This is a genomic window from Bradyrhizobium sp. F1.13.3, from assembly GCF_040548265.1.
GTDB lineage: Bacteria > Pseudomonadota > Alphaproteobacteria > Rhizobiales > Xanthobacteraceae > Bradyrhizobium.
The window spans coordinates 60,790-83,434 of record NZ_JBEPRI010000011.1 but is presented as its reverse complement, the minus strand read 5'-3'; the positions used below and the strand labels follow the sequence as shown (position 1 = coordinate 83,434).

General features: G+C 65.1%; 18 protein-coding genes and 1 pseudogene. 8 read left to right on the top strand and 11 right to left on the bottom strand.

What is annotated here, in order from left to right:
* Positions 1-102 precede the first annotated feature (102 nt).
* A complete protein-coding gene (locus tag ABIB66_RS26995; protein ID WP_018454627.1) occupies positions 103-372 on the top strand; it encodes a DUF7662 domain-containing protein in 270 nt (89 codons plus the stop codon).
* 13 nt (positions 373-385) lie between these two features.
* Here the strand turns inward: ABIB66_RS26995 and ABIB66_RS26990 are convergent, their stop codons facing one another.
* Together ABIB66_RS26990 and ABIB66_RS26985 are read right to left on the bottom strand one after the other, a co-directional pair.
* Positions 386-3,262, bottom strand: a complete 2,877-nt coding sequence (locus ABIB66_RS26990) for an EAL domain-containing protein (protein ID WP_275172242.1) — start codon at positions 3,260-3,262, stop codon at positions 386-388.
* A gap of 154 nt (positions 3,263-3,416) precedes the next feature.
* Complete coding sequence (locus ABIB66_RS26985) at positions 3,417-4,415, bottom strand: NAD(P)H-quinone oxidoreductase (RefSeq protein ID WP_354209443.1); 999 nt, start codon at positions 4,413-4,415, stop codon at positions 3,417-3,419.
* A 111-nt stretch (positions 4,416-4,526) separates the two neighbouring features.
* On the opposite strand from ABIB66_RS26985, the gene ABIB66_RS26980 reads away from it, so the two are divergent.
* Positions 4,527-4,718 (top strand): DUF1192 domain-containing protein, encoded by a 192-nt coding sequence (locus ABIB66_RS26980; protein WP_354209442.1) that lies wholly within the window; start codon positions 4,527-4,529, stop codon positions 4,716-4,718.
* A 514-nt stretch (positions 4,719-5,232) separates the two neighbouring features.
* Positions 5,233-5,742: a protease adaptor protein RcdA gene (gene rcdA, locus ABIB66_RS26975; protein ID WP_354209441.1), complete on the top strand. Its 510-nt coding sequence runs from the start codon at positions 5,233-5,235 to the stop codon at positions 5,740-5,742.
* Between the two features lie 162 nt (positions 5,743-5,904).
* Here rcdA and rpmE read toward each other — a convergent pair whose 3' ends face one another.
* Positions 5,905-6,132, bottom strand: a complete 228-nt coding sequence (rpmE, locus tag ABIB66_RS26970; RefSeq protein WP_007599895.1) for a 50S ribosomal protein L31 — start codon at positions 6,130-6,132, stop codon at positions 5,905-5,907.
* Between the two features lie 212 nt (positions 6,133-6,344).
* Between rpmE and ABIB66_RS26965 the strand changes: the two genes are divergently transcribed.
* Positions 6,345-8,171, top strand: coding sequence for an ABC transporter ATP-binding protein/permease (locus ABIB66_RS26965; protein WP_354209440.1), 1,827 nt, complete (start codon positions 6,345-6,347; stop codon positions 8,169-8,171).
* A 513-nt stretch (positions 8,172-8,684) separates the two neighbouring features.
* On the opposite strand, the gene ABIB66_RS26960 is transcribed toward ABIB66_RS26965, so the two are convergent.
* The 4 genes from ABIB66_RS26960 to ABIB66_RS26945 all read right to left on the bottom strand — a co-directional run bounded on the left by ABIB66_RS26960 (position 8,685) and on the right by ABIB66_RS26945 (position 11,657).
* Positions 8,685-8,906 (bottom strand): hypothetical protein, encoded by a 222-nt coding sequence (locus ABIB66_RS26960; protein ID WP_027570257.1) that lies wholly within the window; start codon positions 8,904-8,906, stop codon positions 8,685-8,687.
* Positions 8,907-8,986: 80 nt separating this feature from the next.
* On the bottom strand, positions 8,987-9,433 hold the full coding sequence (locus tag ABIB66_RS26955) for a GNAT family N-acetyltransferase (protein WP_354209439.1): 447 nt from the start codon (positions 9,431-9,433) through the stop codon (positions 8,987-8,989).
* A 165-nt stretch (positions 9,434-9,598) separates the two neighbouring features.
* A complete protein-coding gene (locus ABIB66_RS26950) occupies positions 9,599-10,627 on the bottom strand; it encodes a peptidoglycan -binding protein (protein WP_354209438.1) in 1,029 nt (342 codons plus the stop codon).
* Between the two features lie 4 nt (positions 10,628-10,631).
* On the bottom strand, positions 10,632-11,657 hold the full coding sequence (locus ABIB66_RS26945) for a flagellar motor protein MotA (protein WP_354209437.1): 1,026 nt from the start codon (positions 11,655-11,657) through the stop codon (positions 10,632-10,634).
* A gap of 219 nt (positions 11,658-11,876) precedes the next feature.
* Here ABIB66_RS26945 and ABIB66_RS26940 point away from each other — a divergent pair, with 219 nt between their 5' ends.
* The 4 genes and pseudogenes from ABIB66_RS26940 (at position 11,877) to ABIB66_RS26925 (ending at position 18,870) form a co-directional block, all read left to right on the top strand.
* Positions 11,877-12,896, top strand: coding sequence for an SAM-dependent methyltransferase (locus ABIB66_RS26940; protein WP_354209436.1), 1,020 nt, complete (start codon positions 11,877-11,879; stop codon positions 12,894-12,896).
* Positions 12,897-13,127: 231 nt separating this feature from the next.
* Positions 13,128-14,321 carry an efflux RND transporter periplasmic adaptor subunit gene (locus ABIB66_RS26935; RefSeq protein ID WP_354256191.1) on the top strand — a complete coding sequence of 398 codons (1,194 nt, stop codon included), beginning with the start codon at positions 13,128-13,130 and terminating at the stop codon, positions 14,319-14,321.
* A gap of 6 nt (positions 14,322-14,327) precedes the next feature.
* Positions 14,328-17,480 carry a multidrug efflux RND transporter permease subunit gene (locus ABIB66_RS26930; protein WP_354256188.1) on the top strand — a complete coding sequence of 1,051 codons (3,153 nt, stop codon included), beginning with the start codon at positions 14,328-14,330 and terminating at the stop codon, positions 17,478-17,480.
* Between the two features lie 261 nt (positions 17,481-17,741).
* Positions 17,742-18,870: pseudogene (locus ABIB66_RS26925) on the top strand (AAA family ATPase).
* A gap of 33 nt (positions 18,871-18,903) precedes the next feature.
* Here ABIB66_RS26925 and ABIB66_RS26920 read toward each other — a convergent pair.
* The 4 genes from ABIB66_RS26920 to ABIB66_RS26905 all read right to left on the bottom strand — a co-directional run bounded on the left by ABIB66_RS26920 (position 18,904) and on the right by ABIB66_RS26905 (position 22,601).
* The gene (locus ABIB66_RS26920) at positions 18,904-19,689 is read right to left on the bottom strand and encodes an inositol monophosphatase family protein (RefSeq protein ID WP_027515509.1); all 786 of its coding nucleotides are present in this window, start codon (positions 19,687-19,689) and stop codon (positions 18,904-18,906) included.
* A gap of 84 nt (positions 19,690-19,773) precedes the next feature.
* The gene (locus ABIB66_RS26915) at positions 19,774-20,874 is read right to left on the bottom strand and encodes a tetratricopeptide repeat protein (RefSeq protein WP_354209433.1); all 1,101 of its coding nucleotides are present in this window, start codon (positions 20,872-20,874) and stop codon (positions 19,774-19,776) included.
* An 8-nt stretch (positions 20,875-20,882) separates the two neighbouring features.
* Positions 20,883-21,572: a thiamine phosphate synthase gene (locus ABIB66_RS26910; RefSeq protein WP_354209432.1), complete on the bottom strand. Its 690-nt coding sequence runs from the start codon at positions 21,570-21,572 to the stop codon at positions 20,883-20,885.
* A gap of 3 nt (positions 21,573-21,575) precedes the next feature.
* On the bottom strand, positions 21,576-22,601 hold the full coding sequence (locus ABIB66_RS26905; RefSeq protein ID WP_354256185.1) for a class I fructose-bisphosphate aldolase: 1,026 nt from the start codon (positions 22,599-22,601) through the stop codon (positions 21,576-21,578).
* Between the last annotated feature and the right edge of the window lie 44 nt (positions 22,602-22,645).

Here is a 22,645-nt window from a genome sequence, read left to right as displayed (position 1 = left end):
AGTGTTTAAGCCGGGACGGCGCTGCCGGAATGAGTTAAAAATTGGTTTCCGCGGCTCACGTTTTTGGGCAAAGCGGGCCTTCGACCAGCGAAGAGGACAGCGGTGAACGACTACGACGCGTTGCGCGATTATCTGATGCGGCAGAAGCAGGCGGAATTCGTGCTGACCTATGAACAGATCGAAGAGATCATCGGCGCGGCCCTGCCGCGCGCGGCCAATCGTGCCTCATGGTGGGACAGCCTGCGCAGCCCGGACATCCAGATGCCGCAGCGCGAAGCCTGCCTCGCCGCGGGTTTCAAGGCGATGCGGATGCCGGACGGTGCGAGCGTGCGGTTCACGAAGCTGAAGAGCGACCGGCGCAGGCCTGGGTGAGACGAAGGGGAAGTTAGCTCGCCGCTTCCAGACGGACTTCCGTGAGCAGGCGCATCGCGGCGTCGGCGTCCATGGGTTCGCCGAAGGCAAACCCTTGCGCGTACTCGCAGCCCATCTGGTAGAGCTCGACCGCGTCGGAATCGGTCTCGGCGCCTTCGGCGACCACGTCCATGCCGAGGTCGTGCGCGAGCGCGATGATGGACTTCAGGATCACCGGGCGGGTGCCGCGGTTGGTGGTGCGCACGAAGGACTGGTCGATCTTGATGGTGTCGAACGGGAAGCGCTGCAGATAGGCCAGCGACGAATGGCCGGTGCCGAAATCGTCGAGTGACAGCCCGGTGCCGAGTTCGCGGATCCGCGTCAGCATCTGCGCCGCGTGCTCCGGATTCTCCATCACCAGCGATTCCGTCAGTTCCAGCTTCAGCGTGCCGCGCGCGACCGACGAGCGCGACAGCACGGTGCGGATGTCGTGGATCAGATCATGGCGCAGCAATTGCCGCGAGGAGACGTTGACCGATGCGAAGATCGGCTCGCGCGAGCGCATCGCGCGCTGCCAGATCGAGAGCTGCTTGGCGGTCTGGTCGAGCACGAACATGCCGAGGTCGATGATCAGGCCGGTCTCTTCCGCGATGGTGATGAATTCCGACGGCGCCATGCGTCCGAGCTTGGGATGATCCCAGCGCACCAGCGCCTCGAAGCCGGCGACCGAACGGTCTTCGAGCCGCACGATCGGCTGATACAGGATCGTGAGCTCCTGCCGCTCGATGGCACGGCGCAGTTCGCTCTCCAGCGTCAGCCGGTCGGTTTTTCGCGCGCGCATCGCGGACTTGTAAACGTCGATGCGGTCGCCGCCGATGCGCTTGGAGTGATACATCGCAAGCTCGGCGTCCTTGATGATCTCGTCCGTGAGCTGAACTTGCGGATCGGACAAAGCGAGACCGATCGATGCCGTGAGAAAGATCTCGCGTTCGTTGAAGGCGATCGGCGCGCGGATGGTCTTGCGGATCGTCTCGGCGAAGGCGGTGATGCGGGCGGGGTCCTGCTCCGAGAGCAGGATCAGCCCGAACTGGTCGCCCGCAAGCCGCGCCAGCGTATCCTGCGGCTTCAGGATGCGGGTGAGGCGGCGGGCCAGCGTCAGCAGGATGGAATCGCCGACCGCGATGCCGACGGAATCGTTGACCTGCTTGAAGCGGTCGAGGTCGATCACCATCAGCGTCGGCCGCAGCGTCGGCATGGTCTTGGCGAAATGCGCGACGGCGCCGAGCCGGTCCATGAACAGCTTGCGGTTGGGCAGGCCGGTGAGATTGTCATGCACGGAATCGTGCAGCAGGCGCTCCTCGGCGTTGCGCAGCTCGGTGACGTCGGTGAGCGTGCCGACCACGCGCGAGACCTCGCCGTCGGAGCCGACCACCGGGCGCGCCTTCAGCGCGAACCACATGAAGTGACCGTCCGGCGTGCGCAGGCGGAAATCCTGCACCAGGCGGCCGCGGCGCTGGTCGAGCACGCTGTCGAGCGCGGCGCGGAAACGGTCCTGGTCGAGCGGGTGCAGCACTTCCAGCCAGGAGGCGGCCGGGCCTTCCAGCGTGCCGCGCTTGAGGCCGAGCAGGGCCTCGGTCTCGGGACTGGTGAAGACCTTGTCGGCGGAAACGTCCCAGTCCCAGATCAAATCGCCGGACCCGGCCAGCGCCAGCGCGCGGCGCTCGATGTCGGAGACGACGCCGGTGGTGGCGCCGCCGCCCGCGAACGCATGCTGCATCACCGTGAAGCCGATCAGCATCACGATCAGCACGAGGCCGCCGAGCAGGGCGGGGCCGACGATGTCGTTGGTGACGGAGCCTGCGACCGTCATGCCGGCCGCGACCACCCAGACCACCAGCAGGAACCAGGTCGGGATCAGCAGCACCGCGCGGTCGAAGCCGTGGGTGGAGAGATAGACGATCAGCGCGAAGCCGGCGAAGGCAATCAGCACCAGCGAGATGCGCGCGATGCCGGAGGCCACCGCGGGGTCGAACAGGGCCAGCGCAACGAGAGAACCCAGGAACGCGAGCCAGCCCACCGTGATGTGGGAATAGCGCACGTGCCATCGACTGAGATTGAGATAGGCGAACAGGAACACCAGCAGCGTCGCCGCCAGGATCGCCTCACCCGCCGCGCGCCAGATGCGCTCGGCGTTGTTCGACATGTCGAGCACCTTGCCCCAGAAGCCGAAATCGACGCCGATATAGACCAGCACCGCCCAGGCCAGCGCCGCGGCGGCCGGGAACATGATGCTGCCCTTGACCACGAACAGGATGGTCAGCACCAGCGCCAGCAAGCCGGAGATGCCGATCACGATGCCCTGGTACAGCGTGAACGAGTTGACCTTGTCCTTGTAGGATTCCGGCTCCCACAGATAGAGCTGCGGCAGCTTGTCTGTGCGCAGCTCCGCGACGAAGGTGACGACGGCGCCGGGATCGAGGGTGATGCGGAAGACGTCGGCGGTCGGACTCTCCTGCCGCTCCGGCCGGTCGCCGGTCGAGGGCGTGATGGTCGCGATGCGCGACAGCCCGAGGTCGGGCCACAGTAGCCCCGAGGAAACGATGCGGTAATGCGGGGCGACGATCAGGCGGTCGAGCTGGTCGTCGGTGTTGTTGGCGAGCGCGAACACCACCCAGTTCTGGCCGCCTTCGCGGGCGCGCACCTCGATGCGGCGGACGATGCCGTCGGTACCGGGCGCGGTGGAGACCTGGATGCGGTCGGCGTCGCTGCGCTGATGCTCGAGCACGCCGGTGAGGTCGATCGCGGGCGCGTCACCGCGGACGCTGACAGCGTCGAGTGCGCGCGCCGGGAACGCGCAGACGAGAATCATGAGGCCCAGCGCTATGGGCGCGAGGCACCTGATCAGACGCAAGGTCAGTTCTCCGCGTTCGACGCAAACTCTTCGGTGCAGCCTCTTCGGTGCACGGCGTTTTCCGAACGGAACAGGATGGTTCGGTGCGTCGCGATAGATGCCACGAAAGCAAGGAAAATCAAAGGGTTTCCGGCTTGCCCTGTGGGCCGTTGGCCTAGACCTCCAACACAATTTTGCCAATATGTGCCGAGGTTTCCATCCGCCGGTGCGCGTCGGATGCCTTTTCCAGCGGGAAAGTGCTGTCCATCAGCGGCTTGACCCGGCCTTCGCGCAAAAGCGGCATCACCTTCGCCTCGATCGCGGCCACCATCGCCGCCTTGTCCGCATTACTACGGGGGCGCAGCGTTGAGCCGGTATGGGTCAGGCGCTTCACCATCACCTTGGCGATGTTGACGGTGACCTTGGGCCCGTTGAGGGTCGCGATCTGCACAATGCGGCCGTCGAGTGCGGCGGCGTCATAGTTGCGATCGACATAGTCGCCGGCGACCATGTCGAGGATCAGATTGGCGCCGGCATTGTTCGTCTCCGCCTTGACCACGGCGACGAAGTCTTCGTCCTTGTAGTTGATGGCACGATCGGCGCCGAGCTTGAGGCAGGCATCGATCTTGTCCTGCGATCCCACGGTGACGATCACCTTGGCGCCGAACGCTTTTGCGAGCTGGATCGCCATGGTGCCGATGCCGGAAGAGCCGCCATGGATCAGCAGCGTCTCGCCGGACTTCAAGCCGCCGCGCTCGAACACATTGTGCCAAACCGTCATCAGCGTTTCCGGCAGTGCGCCGGCTTCCTTGATCGACAGCGACGGCGGCACGCTCATCGCCTGACCGTCCTGGGCGATGCAGTACTGCGCATAGCCGCCACCGGCGACCAGCGACATCACCTTGTCGCCGATCTTGTGCCGCTTGGCGTTGCTGCCGACGGCCACCACTTCGCCCGCGATCTCGAGGCCGGGCAGGTCGCTGGCGCCCTGCGGTGGCGGATAGGCGCCGGAGCGCTGCGCGACGTCGGGCCGGTTGACGCCGGCGGCCTGCACCTTGACCAGGATCTCGTCGGGACCGGGCTGCGGCAGCGCCCGTTGTTCCGGCACCAGCACTTCCGGTCCGCCGGGTTTTGAGATGGCGACCACGGTCATTTGCGCGGGCAGCTTGTCCATGATGTGTCCTTGAGCAAAGGTGCGGGATGGAACGAGGCCATTGCTTAGCCAGCGCAATGCAGGCTGGCAACCGCCTCAGCCGCTTGTGATGCGAACGCAGGAGGAACAAGGATGGCGATGGAAGACGACGACCGTCTGCGCAAGAAGATCAGCCATGACATCGGACAGGATCTCTCACTCTTGTCAGTGGAGGAACTGACCGATCGCATCGCGCTGCTCAAGGGCGAGATCGCAAGATTGGAAGAAGCCACAACAAAGAAGCGCGCCTCGCGCGATGCGGCCAACAGCGTGTTCAAGTCGTAGAGCCACACAATAGCTGTCGTCCCGGCGGAGGCCGGGACCCATACGCCGGGCGAGCAGTTTTACGAAGACTCGGAGTTGCCGGCTCGCGCGACGACCTTCCCTGTGGCTATGGGCCCCGGCCTTCGCCGGGGCGACGGAAGTTTGTTCGCGCACCCCACTCGGCCACTGACCGACATGGCTAACGAACCCTCAAAATAATCGCTCGTTTACTCCACATTAAGCTTTCGAGTTTATGACTGGGAACTGTCCTCGTTTGGACACCGAGTGGCTCCTGTCCACTCTGTTTGACGCCTCCCTGTTATCAACTTTCAAAGCCGCCGGTTTTCCGGCGGCTCTTTTTTTGCGCCCAGCTCTGCCTTTTTGCGTCTCGCCGCGGTTGAATTCCGAGCAAAGACCCGCGGAAACCATATCCGCGCTTGTCACTGGACTCGGCGTCCCGCCCGCGCAATGATTTGTTCATCATAAGCCGGCGCCAAAGCCGGGCAGTCAGACAGTTGCGTAAGGGGCGTTAACCATGGAACGTTTGCAAGCCGAAGGCGCTCTCGTTCAACTCAGCGAGCGGTTCACCAATTCTGCGGCGTTCGGCGTCCTGTTCCGCGAGGGCATGGACCTGGTCGAAGAGACCGCCGCCTATCTCGATGGCGCCGGCCGCACCGAAGCCAAGGCGCTCGATCGCGCCGTCAGCCTCACCTATGCGACCGAGAGCATGCGCCTGACCACCCGCCTGATGCAGCTCGCTTCGTGGCTGCTGTTGCACCGCGCGGTGAAGGAAGGCGAGATGACGCTCGGCCAAGCCAACCGCGAAAAAACCAAGGTCAAGCTCTCCGCCGCCGATCCCGGCTCGACCGACAGCATCGAGAAGCTGCCGTCGCAGCTCCAGGATTTGATCAATCGCTCGATGAGCCTCCAGACCCGCGTGCGCCGCCTTGACACCACCATCCACACCCCGCCGGTCGATCATTCCTCGATCGGCAACCCGCTGGTGCCGCATCTCAACGCACTGAAGGCGGCGTTCGAGCGGTAGCCCTTGTCATTGCGAGCGTAGCGAAGCAATCCAGAAATCCCTCCGCGGAGACAGTCTGGATTGCTTCGTCGCAAGAGCTCCTCGCAATGACGAGCATCCCCCAAAAACAAAAAACGCCCCCGGCTCTCCGGGGGCGTTTTCGTCTCCAGCCTTGCGGCCGGATCAATCCTTTTTGAGAAAGCCCGAAAACTTCTTCTGGAAGCGCGAGACGCGGCCGCCGCGATCCATCAGCTGGGCGTTGCCGCCGGTCCAGGCCGGGTGCGACTTGGGGTCGATGTCGAGGTTCAGCGTGTCGCCTTCCTTGCCCCAGGTGGAGCGGGTCAGGTACTCGGTTCCGTCGGTCATCACGACCTTAATCGTATGATAGTTCGGGTGAATTTCGGCTTTCATGGCAATTCCTCGGCGCCCCGGCGCCTCACTTGAGTGGCTATCGAATGACGGATTTGGCGCGGTCTATACCCCACGAGGCCCTGTAAAACAAGCCATTGCAGGGCCTTGGTAGGGGACCGGGCGACCCCCTAAGGGACATCCCGGATTTGCCACTCCCGCTCGCCCGGCCTATCTGGAGCGGACCACCTCTCTTTGTCTTTTGGTCGGATCTCATGAGCGCAGTTGAACGGCTTGAAACCGGGCCCGCGGAAGCCCCGTCGATCGAAGCCGACCTGATCGAGGCGCCGGCGAAGAGCCGCGCGAAGCTGCGGCCGCTGCTGGCGCTTGCGCCCTATGTCGCGCGCTATCGCGGCCGCGCGGCGCTGGCCTTCGTCGCGCTGACGATCGCGGCGCTGACCACGCTGCTGGTGCCGGTCGCGGTGCGCAGGATGATCGATTTCGGCCTGACGCCTGAAGGCATCGAGCTGATCAACAGCTACTTCTCGGTGATGATCGCCGTCGTCGCCGTGCTCGCGCTGGCGAGCGCCGCGCGCTACTACCTCGTGATGACGATCGGCGAGCGCATCGTTGCCGATCTCAGGCGCGACGTCTTCGCCCATTTGCTGTCGCTGTCGCCGGCCTTCTTCGATTCCGCGCGCAGCGGCGAGCTGGTATCGCGCCTCACCGCCGACACCACCCAGATCAAATCCTCCGTCGGCGCCTCGGTCTCGATCGCGCTACGCAACCTGATGATGTTCTTCGGCGCCGCGGCGATGATGGTGATCACCAGCCCGCGGCTATCGGGCTTCGTGCTGCTCGCCATTCCCCTGATCGTGCTGCCGCTGGTCGCCTTCGGGCGCTGGGTGCGCCGTCTGTCGCGCAATGCGCAGGACACGCTGGCCGAGGCGTCCGCCTATGCGAGCGAGCTGGTCGGTGCGATCCGAACCGTGCAGGCCTATACCAGCGAGAGCCTCGCCGAGAGGCGCTTCGGCGGCGAGGTGGAGCAGGCCTATGAGGCCGCGCGCACGTCCACGCAGGCCCGTGCCGTGCTCACCGCCATCATCATCTTCATCGTGTTCGCAAGCGTGGTCGCGATCCTCTGGATCGGCTCGCACGACGTGCTGACCGGCACCATCACGCCGGGCCGGCTCGGCCAGTTCGTGCTCTATGCGGCCTTCGCCGCGGCCGGTCTCGGCCAGCTCAGCGAGGTCTGGGGCGAGATCTCGGCGGCATCCGGCGCTGCCGAGCGCCTGTTCGAGATCCTGCATGTGCAGCCCGACATCACCGCGCCCGCCTCGCCGCGCGCGCTGCCGGTGCCGGCGCGCGGCGAAGTCGGCTTCGACCAGGTCAGCTTCGCCTATCCGGCGCGGCGCGACGTCAATGTGCTCGATGCCGTGTCGTTCACCGTGCGCCCCGGCGAGAAGGTTGCGATCGTCGGTCCGTCCGGCGCCGGCAAGAGCACGATCTTTCATCTGCTGTTGCGGTTCTACGATCCGCGCAGCGGCGCGATCTCGCTCGACGGCGTGCCGGTCAAATCCGCCGATCCCCGTGAATTCCGTTCGCGCATCGCGCTGGTGCCGCAGGAATCCAACGTGTTCGCGGCAAGCGCCCGCGACAACATCCGCTTCGGCCGGCCCGATGCCACCGACGCCGAGGTCGAGCGCGCGGCCGAGCTCGCGCACGCCGCCGAATTCATCCGCCGCCTGCCCGAAGGTTTCGACACCCCGCTCGGCGAGCGCGGCGTGACGCTGTCCGGCGGCCAGCGCCAGCGCATCGCGATTGCGCGTGCGATCCTGCGCGATGCGCCGCTGCTGCTGCTGGATGAAGCCACCTCCGCGCTCGACGCCGAAAGCGAGACACTGGTGCAGACCGCGCTGGAAGAGCTGATGCGCCACCGCACCACCCTCGTCATCGCGCACCGCCTCGCCACCGTCTTGTCCTGCGACCGCATCCTGGTGATGGACCAGGGCCGGATCGTCGAGCAGGGCACGCATGCGGAGCTGGTGGCCGCGAACGGGCTTTATGCAAGATTGGCGAGGCTGCAGTTCGAGGGGGCGTGAGGCGGAGGCGTTCGGACTGCTGCCCCACTCACAATGTCATCGCCCGCGAAGGCGGGCGATCCAGTACTCCGAGACCGTAGCGAGCAATCGAGAAGCCGCAGCGTACTGGATTCCCCGCCTTCGCGGGGAATGACAGCGGAGATTTTGGATTGCTCATCGTAGGCTTCCGCAACTTCGGATAGGTCAGCCCACGCCCCTTAGCCGAGTGGATGGACCTTGCAGTTCCCCCAGATGTGGCGCCTAATCAGGTATCGCCGGCCAAAGGCTCGTCCGTAGGCGTCGGTGCCTGAGAGATGATTTGCGCTCCCGCCTCAACGGGAGTGCGCCTCATGGCCCAGCCATACAGCAAGGAAACTCTCGAACTTTTGGAGCGGGCGCGGCGAGCGATCGATGAGTCGATCCGGCTTCGCGAATACAGCCAGCGCGCGATCCGCCAAGCCGAAATGTGGCAGTTCAATCTTGAACTCCGCCTGAGCCGAGAGCGCGTCGCGGCGAGTGGGCGAACAGCGCCGATCATCGACACTTCGGCGATAGCGCCGGCACATTCGGCCATGGCCAGTTCTTCCAGCTCCCGTCCTCATCAACGCAGGCCGATGGCCCAAGGCCATTCGTCGGAGCACTCGTCGTCTTGACCGGCGTGGCCAACCGCTGGTCGACGTAGCTCGTCGAGACATATCCGGCGACGATGACGCCGAGCAGGACCGAAGATCCCTTGGCCAGATCGCTCAGTTTCATCGGTCATCTCCATCCGCTTGCCGGCGCAACTTCCGGGCACAACGACTAGCTGACGTCCCGGGATCCCGACGTGACGGGCGTCACGCCCGCCACATCATCTTCAGCACCGGCCGGCCCGAGGTCGGATTCACCTCGTCGCCGGCATGGGCAAAGCCGTTGCGTTCGTAGAAGCGGATGGCGCGGCTGTTGTCCTTGTTGACGAGCAGCGTCACGCCCCTTGGTGACAGGCGCTTGGCCTCATCGACCAGCAGCCGTGCCGCGTCCGTGCCCCAATGCGCGGGATCGACCACGAGCTGGTCGAGATAGCCGTCGCCGTCGATGGTGACGAAGCCGGTCAGCGCGCCGTCCTGCTCCGCGACCACGATCGAGGCCTTCGGCACCAGATCCCTACGCCAGCGCTCGCGCCACCAGTCCAGGCGTGCCGCGAAGTCGATCTGCGGATAGGCCTGCTGCCAGGTGCGATGCCAGAGGTCAATCGAGGCGGCCTCGTCCTCGGGTCGGTAGGGACGGAGGTGGAGGGCGGTCATTTTACGAAAGTCGTCATGCCCGGGCATAGCCGTCCGAAGGACGGCGTCGCTTCCGCTCGCCTATGCCCGGGCATCCACGCCTTTCCATCAGCTAAGACCGAAGATCGTGGATGGCCGGGACAAGCCCGGCCATGACGTTGTGGCGAGTATCGCGCGACCCTCACACTACCGCTCCGTCAGCTTCAGCTCGATGCGCCGGTTGCGCTTGTAGGCTTCCTCGGTGTTGGCGGTGTCGAGCGGCTGGAATTCGCCGAAGCCGGCGGCGACGAGGCGCTGGGCCGGCACGCCGAGCGTGACCAGATATTGCACCACGGAGATCGAGCGGGCGGCCGAGAGATCCCAGTTCGATTTGAAGTTCGGACCGTTGACCGGGCGCACATCGGTATGGCCGTCGACGCGCAGCACCCAGGGGATCTCGTTCGGGATCTTCTTGTCGAGCTCGATCAGGGCGGCCGCCAGAGTGTCGAGCTCGGCGCGGCCCTCGGGCAGCAGCACCGCCTGTCCGGTGTCGAAGAACACTTCGGACTGGAATACGAAGCGGTCGCCGACGATGCGGATGTCGGGGCGGTTGCCGAGGATGGCGCGCAGGCGGCCGAAGAATTCCGAGCGGTAGCGCGACAATTCCTGCACGCGCTGCGCCAGGGCGACATTCAAGCGAGACCCCAGATCGGCAATTCGATTTTGCGATTCCTTGTCGCGCTTCTCGGAGACGTCGAGCGCTTCTTCCAGCGCCGCCAATTGCCGCCGCAGCGCGCTGATCTGCTGGTTCAGCACCTCGATCTGCGCCAGCGCGCGGGCCGAAACCGCCTTCTCGGAGTCCAGTGCCTTGCCGAGCTCGGAGGATTTGCCTTGCGCGTCGTTGCCGGCCGCGGCGAGCCCGTCATAGAGGCCCTTGATGCGGTCGCGCTCGCTCTCGGCCGAAGCGAGGCCGGCTTTCAGCGACGAGACCTGGTCGTCGAGCGTCAGCTTGCCGAGCTTCTCCAGCGACAGCAGCTCGTTGAGCTGCGCGATCTTGGCGTTGAGCAGCTCCAGCGCCTTGTCCTTGCCGGTGACCTCCTGTGACAGGAAGAACTGCACGACCAGGAACACCGACAGCAGGAACACGATCGACAGCACCAGCGTCGACAGCGCGTCGACGAAGCCGGGCCAGTAGTTGAAGGAGGTATCGCCGCGGCGGCCGCGCGCCAGTGCCATGTCGCTAACCCTTCTCGGGCTGACGCGCGATGCGCTCCAGCAGGCGCCGGATCTCGCGGTTCTGCTCGCCCTGGCCGTCGGCCCATTCGCGGATCATCTGCTGCTCGGTCCGCATATGCGAGACCAGCGCCTGGATGGCTTCGGCGAGGCTCGCCATCGCCGCGGTGGTGCCGCGGCTGCCGCTGCCTTCCTCGAGCACGGAGCGCAAGCGCTCGACGACGGCCTGAAGCTCGCCGCTGGCAATGCCGCCGCCACCGCTGCTGGCGGCGACAGCCACCTCGCCGCTGCCATATTCGCGCACGGTGGTGGCAAGCCAGTCTTCGAGATCGGTGTAGAACCGGTTCTGCGCCTGGCTTGATTGCAGGTCGAGAAAGCCCAGGATCAGCGAGCCGGCGAGGCCGAACAGCGAACTCGAGAACGAGATGCCCATGCCGCCGAGCGGGGCGGCCAGCCCCTCTTTCAGCGTGTCGAACAGGGCGCCGGAATCGCCGCCGACCTTGAGCCCATCGATCACCTTGCCGACCGAGCCGACCGTCTCGATCAGGCCCCAGAAAGTGCCGAGCAGGCCGAGGAAGACCAGCAGCCCGGTCATGTAGCGGGAGATGTCGCGGGCCTCGTCGAGGCGGGTCGCGATCGAATCGAGCAGGTGCCGCATGGTGGTCTGGGTGATCGACATCCGCCCGGTGCGCTCGCCGCCGAGGATCATCGCCATCGGCGCCAGCAGCTTGGGGTGGCGGGCGGGCGCAAGGCCGGGATCGGCGATGCGGAAATTGTTGACCCAGGAGACTTCGGGATACAGCCGGATCACTTGGCGGAAGGCCAGGATGATGCCGATGAACAGCACGCCGCCGATCAGGGCATTGAGCCCGGGATTGGCGAAGAAGGCCTGGATGATCTGCTTGTAGAGCACCACCCCCACCAGAGCGCAGAGCACCAGAAAGACCAGCATCCGCACCAGGAAGACGCTGGGCGAGGATAGCTTGGTATATTCGATGTCGATGGAAGAGCGGGGCGAGGCGCCTGGCGGCATGGCCGGTATCATCCGTTAACTTGCTTGCGGGGCGCACTATGGCACAGCGCCAGCCCAAAAAAAGCGCCGGATGCGCCGATTTCGGGGAGAGCTGGGGAACCCAAAGCGGAAACCGGGCTTTGGTAAGGACGTACTTTCCAAATCGTCGGCATTCCACAGGTTCAGTTCGCACTTTTCCCCCGGCCGCCCAAGATCTGCCGCCCAAGACGGAGTCGTCGCATGAGCGTCGTGTCCGCGATCATCGGGACTGCCGAACGGGTGCCGCTGCCTGATGTCGTGATCCGCGCGGCGATCCAGCGTCTGTGCTCGCGCACGGTGACCCGCCTGTCCGCGCTGGGCGGGGCCGACGATGCCGCCTTCGCCGGGCGGATGATGCTGCGGCCGATCGCCGAGGACGCGGATGCCGGGCCTGACGAGGTGCCCGCTTCGTTCTTTGCGAAGGTGCTCGGCCCCAACCGCAAATACTCGTCCTGCTTCTACAAGACCGACGCGACCACGTTGCGGGAGGCCGAGGAGGAGGCGTTGCGCCAGACCGCCGAGCATGCCGCTCTCGCCGACGGTCAGACCATCCTCGATCTCGGCTGCGGCTGGGGCTCGCTGTCGCTGTGGATGGCGCGGCAGTTTCCGCACGCGAAGGTGACGGCGGTGTCGAGCTCGCAGGCGCAGCGTGCCCATATCGAGGAAGAGGCGCGGCAGCGCGGTCTCCTCAACCTGCGGGTGGTCACGGCGGACATCAACGTGTTCGCGCCCGACGGGCAATTCGACCGCATCGTGTCGGTCGAGATGTTCGAGCGCGTGATGAACTGGCGCAAGCTGATGACGCGCCTGCGCGCGTGGCTGGCGCCGGAGGGACGGTTCTTCATGCACATCGTCGCCCATCGCTCCGGCTCTCACCTGTTCGACCGGGCCGATCGCGACGACTGGATCGCGCAGCACGTCTTCACCGGCGGGCTGATGCCGAGCCATCACCTCGTCAGGCAATTCGACGATATCTTCACGGTCGAGAAGGAATGGTTGTGGAGCGGCACGCATTATCAGCGCACCGCCAACGACTGGCTCGCCAATTTCGACGTGCATCGCTCTTTGATCGAGGCGGCCTTGCGCAACATCCATGGCGAGGAGACCGCCCAGCGGATGCGACGCTGGCGCTGGTTCTTTCTCGCAACCTCGGGCCTGTTCGGTTATGCCGACGGAACCGAGTGGGGCGTCAGCCACTACCGGATGAAGGCGGCGGGGTAATTGCGATGTTCCGTCGCAGCACGCGGCGGTGGAACCGGACTCACAATCGGGTGAGGCGCAGAAAACCTCGTTAACCCAGCACCTTAGACCGTGTGACATTGGGCCGCCCGCAACGTGCGTTGCGTCGCAGCAAGTCCCCTCTATTTTGGCGGCATCGGCCGCGCGGAATCACCCAGAACGGGGTCCCGCGGCGCGTGATCAGTTTTCAACAATATCGGGGCACTTAACTTCATGTCAGGACTTCGCGCGCGATCGGCATGCGTTGCAATGATGCTCGCGGCCTTTACGCCGCTGTTGGCAGGCTGCGACCAATCCAGCTCCGCCATTTCAGCCGCCCAGCCCAACGACCCCGACGTCAGCATCGTCATCGTCAAGCCGCAGCCGCGCGCCGTGGTGCGCGAGCTGCCGGGCCGCATTGCGCCGACACGCGTCTCCGATGTGCGGCCGCGCGTGTCCGGCATCGTGGTCGAGCGCCTGTTCCGCCAAGGCAGCGAAGTGAAGGCGGGCGATCCGCTGTACCGCATCGATCCGCGTCCGTTCGAGGTCGAAGTGATGGCCAACGACGCCGCGGTCGCCAAGGCCGAGGCCGCGTTGATGCAGGCCCAACAGCAGGCGCGCCGCATCGCCACGCTCACCAGCCAGCGCGCGGCGCCCGAAGCCGAGAACGAGAAGGCGATTGCCGCCGAACGCCAGGCCCATGCCGAGGTCGAGGGCCGCAAGGCCGATCTCGCGCGCGCCAAGCTCAATCTCGATTATGCCACCGTGCGCGCGCCGATCGACGGCGTCGTCGGTGCCGCCCTGGTCAGCGAAGGCGCGCTCGCGGTCCAGAACGAAACCAATCTGGCCACCATTCAGCAGCTCGATCCGATCTACGCCGACTTCACCCAGTCGGTGAACGAGCTCAACCAGCTCCGCCGTGCCTTCGAGAGCGGCGATCTCGAGCGCATCGCGCCCGATGCCGCCAAGGTGCATCTCGTGCTCGACGACAACACTCTCTACTCGCTCGACGGCAAGTTGCTTTTTTCGGATGCCAAGGTCGACGCCAATACCGGTCAGGTGACCTTGCGCGGTGAGTTCCGTAATCCCAAGCGCGAGCTGCTGCCGGGCATGTATGTCCGCGTCCGCATCGACCAGGGCCTCGATAGCGACGCGATCGCGGTGCCGCAGCAGGCGATCCAGCGCAATGGCGGCGGCGGCAGCGAGGTGTTCGTCGTCAAGGACGACAACCACATCGCGGTACAGCCGGTGCGCACCGGCTCAGTGCAGGACGGAATCTGGTTCGTCACCGAGGGCCTGAAGGCCGGCGACAAGGTCGTGGTCGAAGGCTTCCAGAAGTTCGCCGCCGGCGACAAGGTCAAGCCGCAATCCTGGTCGGAAGCGGATGCGACCGCCGACAACCGGCACGCCCAGAAGCTGATGCGGTAACGCGCTATGGCGAGCTTCTTCATCGACAGGCCGATCTTCGCCTGGGTGGTCGCGCTGTTCATCTGTCTGGTTGGCGCCATTTCGATTCCGCTGTTGCCGATCGCGCAGTACCCGATCATCGCGCCGCCCTCGATCTCGATCTCGACCAGCTATCCCGGCGCCTCGCCCGAGAACCTCTACAACAGCGTCACGCGGCTGATCGAGGAGGAGCTCAACGGCGCCTCCGGCATCCTCAATTTCGAATCGACCAGCGACTCGCTCGGCCAGGTCGAGATCATCGCCAATTTCGTGCCGGGCACCGATACCAGCGCCGCCTCGGTCGAGGTGCAGAACCGCATCAAGCGCGTAGAGGCGCGGCTGCCGCGCGCGGTGATCCAGCAGGGCATTTTGATCGAGGAAGCCTCCAGCGCGGTGCTCCAGATCATCACGCTGAACTCGACCGACGGCAGCCTCGACGAGGTCGGCCTCGGCGACTTCATGATCCGCAACGTGCTCGGCGAGATCCGCCGCATCCCCGGCGTCGGCCGCGCCACGCTCTATTCGACGGAACGCAGCTTGCGCGTCTGGGTCGATCCGGCAAAGCTGGTCGGCTATGGCCTGACCGCCGACGACGTCAACAAGGCCATTGCCGCGCAGAACGCGCAGGTCGCTTCGGGCAGCATCGGCGCCGAGCCGTCGACCTCGACCCAGCGCACCTCCGCGCTGGTGCTGGTCAAGGGCCAGCTCTCGTCTCCGGATGAATTCGGCACCATCATCCTGCGCGCCAATGCCGACGGCTCGACCGTGCGGCTGCGCGACGTCGCGCGCATCGAGGTCGGCGGTCTCAGCTACCAGTTCAACACCCGTCTCGACGGCAAGCCGACCGCCGGTCTGTCCGTGCTGATGTCGCCGACCGGCAATGCGCTGGCGACCGCGAGCGCCGTCGAAGAGAAGATGAAGGAGCTGTCTCGCTTCTTCCCGGCCAATATCGGCTACGAGATTCCCTACAACATCACGCCCGTGGTCGAGGCCTCGATCAAGAAGGTGCTGTCGACGCTGGTCGAAGCCATCGTGCTGGTGTTCGTGGTGATGTTCCTGTTCCTGCAGAACATCCGCTACACCATCATTCCGACCATCGTGGTGCCGGTGGCGCTGCTGGGCGCCTGTACCACGCTGCTGCTCGCCGGCTATTCCATCAACATGCTCTCGATGTTCGGCATGGTGCTCGCTGTCGGCATCCTGGTCGACGATGCCATCGTAGTGGTCGAGAACGTCGAGCGCATCATGGCCGAGGAGGGGCTGCCGCCGAAGGAAGCGACGCGCAAAGCGATGTCGCAGATCACCGGCGCCATCATCGGCATCACGCTGGTGCTGATGGCCGTGTTCGTGCCGATGGCGTTCTTCCCGGGCTCGGTCGGCATCATCTACCGCCAGTTCTCCGTGACCATGGTCGCCGCGATCGGCTTCTCCGCCTTCCTGGCGCTGTCGCTGACGCCGGCGCTGTGTGCGACGCTGCTCAAGCCCGTCGCGGCCGGTCATGGTCATGCCAAGAAGGGCGTGTTCGGCTGGTTCAACCGCATGCTCGACAGCAGCAAGGAGGGTTATTCCCGCACCGTCGGCTTCTCGCTGAAGCGCACCGGCCGCTTGATGCTGGTCTATGTCGCGCTGCTCGCCGGCCTGTCCTGGGCCTTCGTCAACCTGCCCGGCGGCTTCCTCCCCGTTGACGACCAGGGCTTCGTCACCACCGACGTGCAGACGCCGTCGGATTCGTCCTATGGCCGGACCGAGGCGGTGATCGAGAAAGTGGAAAAATACCTGGCGCAGCGCCCGGGCGTCGACAACGTCACCTTCCTCACCGGCTTCAGCTTCTCCGGCCAGGGCATGAACACCGCGCAGGCCTTCATCACCCTGAAGGACTGGTCGGAGCGCGGGCCGAAGGATTCGGCAGCGGCGATCGTTACCGACATCAACCGCGATTTGTCGTCGTCGATCCGCGATGCCAAGATCTCCGCGCTGCAGCCGCCGCCGATCGACAATCTCGGCAACTCCTCCGGCTTCTCGTTCCGGCTCCAGGACCGCGGCCAGAAGGGCTATCCGGCCTTGATGCGCGCCGCCGACCAGTTGATCGCGGAGGCCAATGCGAGCGCTGTGCTTCAGAAGGTCTATGTCGAAGGCCTGCCCGAAGCCGGCGTGGTCAATCTCGTGATCGACCGCGAAAAGGCCGGCGCCTTCGGCGTCACCTTCGAGGACATCAACAACACGATCTCGACCAATCTCGGCTCGAACTACATCAACGACTTCCCGAACCGCGGCCGCATGCAGCGCGTCGTGGTGCAGGCCGATGCCCGCGACCGCATGCGGACCGAGGACATCCTCAACTACAACGTCAAGAACAGCCGGGGCCAGCTCGTGCCTTTCTCGTCCTTTGCCACCGTGGAATGGGCGCGCGGCCCGACGCAGATCACCGGCTTCAACTACTATCCGGCGGTGCGCATCTCCGGCGAAGCCAGACCCGGCTTCACCTCGGGCGATGCCATCGCCGAGATGGAGCGGCTTGCCGGCAAGCTGCCGCGCGGCTTCGGCTATGAATGGACCGGACAGTCGCTCCAGGAGAAACTCTCGGGCTCGCAGGCGCCGTTCCTGCTCGGGCTTTCGGTGTTCGTGGTGTTCCTGTGCCTGGCCGCGCTTTACGAGAGCTGGACCATTCCGCTCGCGGTGCTGCTCACCGTGCCGCTCGGCATCGTCGGCGCCGTGGTCGCCGCCATGCTGCGCGGCCTGCCCAACGACGTCTATTTCACCGTGGGTCTGATCACCATCATTGGCCTTGCGGCCAAGGACGCGATCCTGATCATCGAATTCGCCAAGGATCTGCGGAAAGAAGGCAAGCCGCTGGTGGACGCCACCATCGAGGCTTGCCGCCTGCGCTTCCGCCCGATCCTGATGACCGGCCTCGCCTTCATCTGCGGCGTGCTGCCGATGGCCATCGCGCATGGTGCCGGCGGCGCCAGCCAGCAGGCGCTCGGCAGCATCGTGATGGGCGGCATGATCGCAGTGGTGATTTTGGCGCTGCTGATGGTGCCGGTGTTCTTCGTCTCGGTGCAGCGCGTGCTGGGCGGGGATCGGGAGAAGGCGGCGAAGAAAGCCGAGATGTACGGGCCGCCCGCACCGGCCAAGCTGTAAGGTGAGGTGTCATGCTCCGCGAAGGCGGGGCATCCAGTAGGCCGCGGCCTTTCCGTACCCAACAGACGTCTCTGGATACTGGATCATCCGCCTTCGCGGATGATGACAGTCGGGTTTGCTCCGGTGAGAGGCGGCCACTGAACGCCGGATCGGTCGGCTTGCTTTCTCGGGAGTCTCAATCCAGACTGCATCCCTGGATTGAAAGAACGTATTCGCACCACGCCGCGAATGCACAGACACCCTGCCGATCGAAAGCATGTCATGCGTCCGAGCGAAATTGCGATCTCGAACTATCGCTCCATTCGGCGGCTCTCCATACCCATCCATCCCCTGTCGGTGTTTGTCGGCGAAAATGGAGTCGGCAAGTCCAATCTCTACAAGTCCTTGTCGCTGTTGCGCGACGCGGCGACCGGTCAAATCACCCGCACGATCGCCGATGAAGGCGGATTGAATTCGGTCTGCTGGTCCGGCCTACGCAAACGAGGCGAAGATGGGCGGCTGCGGCTGTCGGCCACATTCGATAGCATGAGATATTTCATCGAGCTCGGGTTTCCCAGCCCGCTTCAGGCCGCGTTTTCCGGCGAGCCGATGATCAAGACCGAAATGATCGAGGCGACGCGCGGCAAACGCACGGTCAAGCTGATGGAGCGGGTCAATTCGCTCATCAGCGTCCGCGGCGAGAGTGGCGCCTGGATCGCTCACAAGGATGCGGTGCTGCCGTCGGAGACCGCGCTTGCGGCTTTTTCCGATGGCAAGCAGTGCCCGGAAATCGACCTGATCAGAAATGCAATGCTGGGCTGGCGCTTCTATCATGACTTCCGCACGGATCCTGCGTCACCGATACGAAAGCCTTGTCTCGCGATCGCAACGCCCTCGCTTAGCGCCGATGGCATCGATTTGGCTGCCACCCTGGCGACCCTCTACGTCATTCGGGAAGACGCCAACGACCTGCAGGACGCGATCCAGGATGCATTCCCGGGCGCCGAACTCCGCGCATGGGAAGAAAATGGCAGGTGTGAATTCGATCTGCAATTGCCGGATATGCCGCGGCCGTTCAGGGCTCATGAAACTATCCGATGGGACGCTCAAATACATTTGCCTGCTCGCGGTGTTCATGGGTTACCGGCTGCCGCCGTTCATCGCGCTGAACGAACCCGAGACCAGCCTGCATCCGTCGCTGCTCGCGCCGCTCGCCCGGCTCATCGCCAAGGCATCGCGCCGCGCCGACATTTGGATTGTCACCCATTCGGAACAGTTGATGGACGCATTGCGAAGCGAGAGTTCGGTCCCGCTTCGCCGGGTGATCAAGTCGAAAGGCGCCACGGCCATCGAGGGCCTGACCATCGGCGGTGAATATCGCGACGACGAACCCGACGAGGACGATGATTAGCCGCCGTAGATCGAGCCGTCGCGCTACTGCGGCCTACTTCCGCAAAATCTTCACCAACTCCCCGTGCACGAATTCATTCCCGCACACGACATTGCCCGTCACCAGCGCATCGCCCGGCGTGTCGATGTCGGTGATCGTGCCGCCCGCTTCGCGCAGCATGATCATGCCTGCCGCGATGTCCCAGGATTGCAAATTGCGCTCCCAGTAGCCGTCGAGGCGGCCGGCGGCGACGAAGGCCAGATCGAGCGAGGCGGCGCCGAAGCGGCGCAGGCCGGCGACGCGCTCCTGCATCGCGGTCATCTCGCGGCGGAATTCCTCGTGGTCGCCGCGGCCGATATGGGGCAGTCCGCAGGCCACCACGCATTCGTTGAGCTGGCGGCGGCCGGCCACGCGCAGGCGCTGGTCGTTGAGGAAGGCGCCCTTGCCACGTTCGGCGATGTAGAGCTCGTCATTGGCGGGATTGTAGATCACGCCGGCGATGATCGTGCCTTCGCGCGAAAGCCCGATCGAGATCGCGAATTGCGGGATGCCGTGCAGGAAGTTGGTGGTGCCGTCGAGCGGATCGACGATCCAGGTGTGGCTCTTGTCGGAGCCCTCGCGCGTGCCGCCTTCCTCGCCGATGAAGCCGTAGCCGGGCCGCGCCTTGGCGAGGTCCTGGTAGAGGATCTCCTCGGCGCGCTTGTCGGCCAGCGAGACGAAATTCGCCGGCCCCTTCAGCGAGACCTGCAGATGCTCGATCTCGCCGAGATCGCGCTTGAGGCTGCGGCCGGCGCGGCGCGCCGCCTTGACCATGACATTGATAGTTGCGGAATACAGCATGAGCTCTGGTCTTGATCGGGGGAAATGGCGCGAAATCGCGCGTGTTTGAGGGATGGGGTGCCCTGCGAGGGGCTTAAGGTCAAGTCATTTGGTCCCGAGCCATTTCCTGGCGGCAGTCTCGGCCTTGGCCCGGTCCTCGGCCGGCAAATCCGACAATTGCTTGTCCAGCTCCGGATCGCCCTTGCCGGCGGTCTTGGCCACCAGATGCCATTTAAAGCCCTCGACCTTGTCCACGGCCGTGCCCATGCCGTTGATCAGCACCCAGGCCAGCCGGTTCTGCGCGATCGCGCTGCCCTGGCGGGAGGCCTTGCGGAGCAGAGCTACGGCCGCCGGCTGGTTCTTCGGCGTGCCGGTGCCGTTGAACAGCGCGATGGCGTATTCGACCTCGGCATCGACATTGTCGGTCAGAGTGGCGACCTGGAGCAGACGCACCGCCCGTTCCAGGTCCTTCGGCACGCCAGTGCCTTCCTTGTAGAAGGTCGCGAGCGCGTATTGCGCCTCGGGCAGACCGGCATCGGCCGCCTGGCGCAGCAGCTCGGCGGAGCGCTTGACGTCCTGCGGCAGGGTCTGGCCGTCGAGATAGAGCAGCGCGAGGTTATAGGCCGCCTTGGGCTCGCCGAGCTTGGCGGCGGACGCCATCAGCTTGACCGCTTCGTTTTTGTCGACCGGGCCGCCACGGCCGGAAATCCTCAGCATGGCGAGCGCGAACATCGCCTCGCGGTCGCCGGCGTCGGAGGCGCGCTTGTACCATTGCAGCGCCTTGGCATAGTCGCGCCGGATGCCCATGGCGTTGGAATAGAGCTCACCCAGCATGGTCATTGCCTTGGCATCGCCTGTTTCGGCACGGGCCGTGGCGAGATCGAAGGCGGTCTTGTACTGGCCGCGCTGATAGGCGCCGTACACCAGATCGACGTTGGGATTGTCCGTCGGAGGCGCTGGGATCACGGTCGCGGCCGGAGCAGGCTTTGGGGACGCTGAAGGCTTGGGGGAGGCTGAGGGTTTGGGCGCCGGCGCCGCTTCCTTCTTCTTGGTGATGGTGTGCGGCGTGGCCTTCGGCTTGTCCTTGGTTTTCTCGGCCGAAGGGCTCGGCGTCGCCACGGGCGGCGTGATCTGGAGCTGCGCGGCCGCGGGCACTGTGAGCAGCAGCAGCAGCGTGGCCAGGATGGTGATGCGCGGGAGCTTCATGTCGGGCGCTAGCCGTGCTCTTGACCCGCAGGATTTTGGCCCGCAAGCGCAGCCGCATGGGCCTTCTTGATAGCAGCATCTATCTCGACCAGCGCGGCCTTGGGTCCGCGCGGATCGGCCCAGATGAAGTCGCCCACCAGCACGAAATCGGCGCCGCTGACGGCGAATTCGTGGGCCTCTTCCAGCGAGATGGCAAAGCCGACGCAGGGCGGCTCGAACAGCTCGGCCCACCAGTCCAGCCGCTCGGCAATCGCTTGCGACGACGGCCGCTGGCCTTTCGCGTCAGGCTCGCCGAACAGCACGTAATCCGCGCCGATCTCGCCCGCATCCATGGAATGGTGCCGCGTTGTCAGCCCGCCGACGCCGGCGATGCGATCGGGCTTGAGCGATGGCAGCGCCTCTTTCAGCGCGGCGATGCCGGGCAGGTGCGCGCCGTCGGCGCCGCCGCGTGCGACGAGCTCAGGATGGCCGTCGACGAGCAGCGCGGCGCCCGCTTTCTGAACCGGCGGCGCCAAGGCCTTGATCCGCGAGATCATGGTGCGCTGGTCGGTCACCTTCAGCCGCAGCAGCACGGCCGCGACGTCGGCGGCGGCGAGCAGGCCAGGCAGCTCGGCCAGAAGCGAAGCGGGATCGTCGACGATGGGCGTCGCGAGATAAAGGCGCGGCGCCGGGCGCGGCGGAGGAGATTTGTTCGACAAGATCTAGGCCGCTTTCTTTTCCAGGCTGCTTTGCCATTCGCCTTTGGAGGCGAGGCCATTCATGCGCGCGCGGTGACTGAATGCGTTTTGTCCGGCCGCGACGTTCTCGGCCTTGCCGGACCAGGCCTTCTGCGGCGCAGCCTGGAGTGCGCGACCGTAGGAGAAGGTCAGGCCCCACGGCAGCGGGCCGAGCTTGTGCATGGCGTTGAGATGCGCCGTCGCCTCTTCATCCGACTGGCCGCCGGAGAGGAAGGCGATGCCGGGTACCGCCGCAGGCACGCACGCCCTAAGCAGCCGTATGGTCTTCTCCGCGACCTCTTCGACGGAGGCCTGCTTCGCGCACTTTTTGCCGGAGATGGCCATGTTCGGCTTTAGCACCATGCCCTCGAGCGCGACGCGCTGCACGCGCAATTCCTGGAACGTCTTGTTGAGCACGCGGCTCGTCACCTCATAGCAGCGGTCGATGTCGTGATCGCCGTCCATCAGCACTTCGGGCTCGACGATCGGCACGATCTGCGCGGCCTGGCACAGCGCGGCATAGCGCGCCAGCGCGTGGGCGTTGACGCTGAGCGCGGTCATCGAGGGAATACCGCTGCCGATGTCGATCACGGCGCGCCATTTGGCGAAGCGGGCGCCGCGCTCGTAATATTTCTTCAAGCGCTCGGCGAGCTTGTCGAGCCCGACGGTGATGAGCTCTCCCGGGCACATCGGCAGGGGTTGCGTGCCCTCGTCGACCTTGATGCCGGGAATGGCGCCGCTCTGTTCGATCAGCTTGACCAGGGGCGTGCCGTCCTTCGCGTTCTGCCAGATCGTCTCGTCGTAGAGGATGACGCCGGAGATGTACCGGCTCATGGCTTCGTTCGAGCGGAACAACATCTCGCGATAATCGCGGCGGTTCTCCTCGGTCGATTCCACGCCGATTGCGTCGAAACGCTTCTTGATGGTGCCGGAGGATTCGTCGGCGGCAAGGATGCCCTTGCCGGGCGCGACCATGGCGGCCGCGATCCTGTTGAGCTCAGTCAGATTCATCGAGATGTCCTCCCAAAACGATTCTGCCCTTGCCGGTGAAAATA

Coding starts and splice junctions, on each gene's coding strand:
- ABIB66_RS26955 (WP_354209439.1), bottom strand. CDS start 9,433: ATGACCGCCCTCCACCTCCGTCCCTACCGACCCGAGGACGAGGCCGCC.
- rpmE (WP_007599895.1), bottom strand. CDS start 6,132: ATGAAAGCCGAAATTCACCCGAACTATCATACGATTAAGGTCGTGATG.
- ABIB66_RS26915 (WP_354209433.1), bottom strand. CDS start 20,874: ATGAAGCTCCCGCGCATCACCATCCTGGCCACGCTGCTGCTGCTGCTC.
- ABIB66_RS26950 (WP_354209438.1), bottom strand. CDS start 10,627: ATGGCACTGGCGCGCGGCCGCCGCGGCGATACCTCCTTCAACTACTGG.
- ABIB66_RS26920 (WP_027515509.1), bottom strand. CDS start 19,689: ATGCTGTATTCCGCAACTATCAATGTCATGGTCAAGGCGGCGCGCCGC.
- ABIB66_RS26940 (WP_354209436.1), top strand. CDS start 11,877: ATGAGCGTCGTGTCCGCGATCATCGGGACTGCCGAACGGGTGCCGCTG.
- ABIB66_RS26905 (WP_354256185.1), bottom strand. CDS start 22,601: ATGAATCTGACTGAGCTCAACAGGATCGCGGCCGCCATGGTCGCGCCC.
- ABIB66_RS26930 (WP_354256188.1), top strand. CDS start 14,328: ATGGCGAGCTTCTTCATCGACAGGCCGATCTTCGCCTGGGTGGTCGCG.
- rcdA (WP_354209441.1), top strand. CDS start 5,233: ATGGAACGTTTGCAAGCCGAAGGCGCTCTCGTTCAACTCAGCGAGCGG.
- ABIB66_RS26960 (WP_027570257.1), bottom strand. CDS start 8,906: ATGAAACTGAGCGATCTGGCCAAGGGATCTTCGGTCCTGCTCGGCGTC.
- ABIB66_RS26980 (WP_354209442.1), top strand. CDS start 4,527: ATGGCGATGGAAGACGACGACCGTCTGCGCAAGAAGATCAGCCATGAC.
- ABIB66_RS26945 (WP_354209437.1), bottom strand. CDS start 11,657: ATGCCGCCAGGCGCCTCGCCCCGCTCTTCCATCGACATCGAATATACC.
- ABIB66_RS26935 (WP_354256191.1), top strand. CDS start 13,128: ATGTCAGGACTTCGCGCGCGATCGGCATGCGTTGCAATGATGCTCGCG.
- ABIB66_RS26965 (WP_354209440.1), top strand. CDS start 6,345: ATGAGCGCAGTTGAACGGCTTGAAACCGGGCCCGCGGAAGCCCCGTCG.
- ABIB66_RS26985 (WP_354209443.1), bottom strand. CDS start 4,415: ATGGACAAGCTGCCCGCGCAAATGACCGTGGTCGCCATCTCAAAACCC.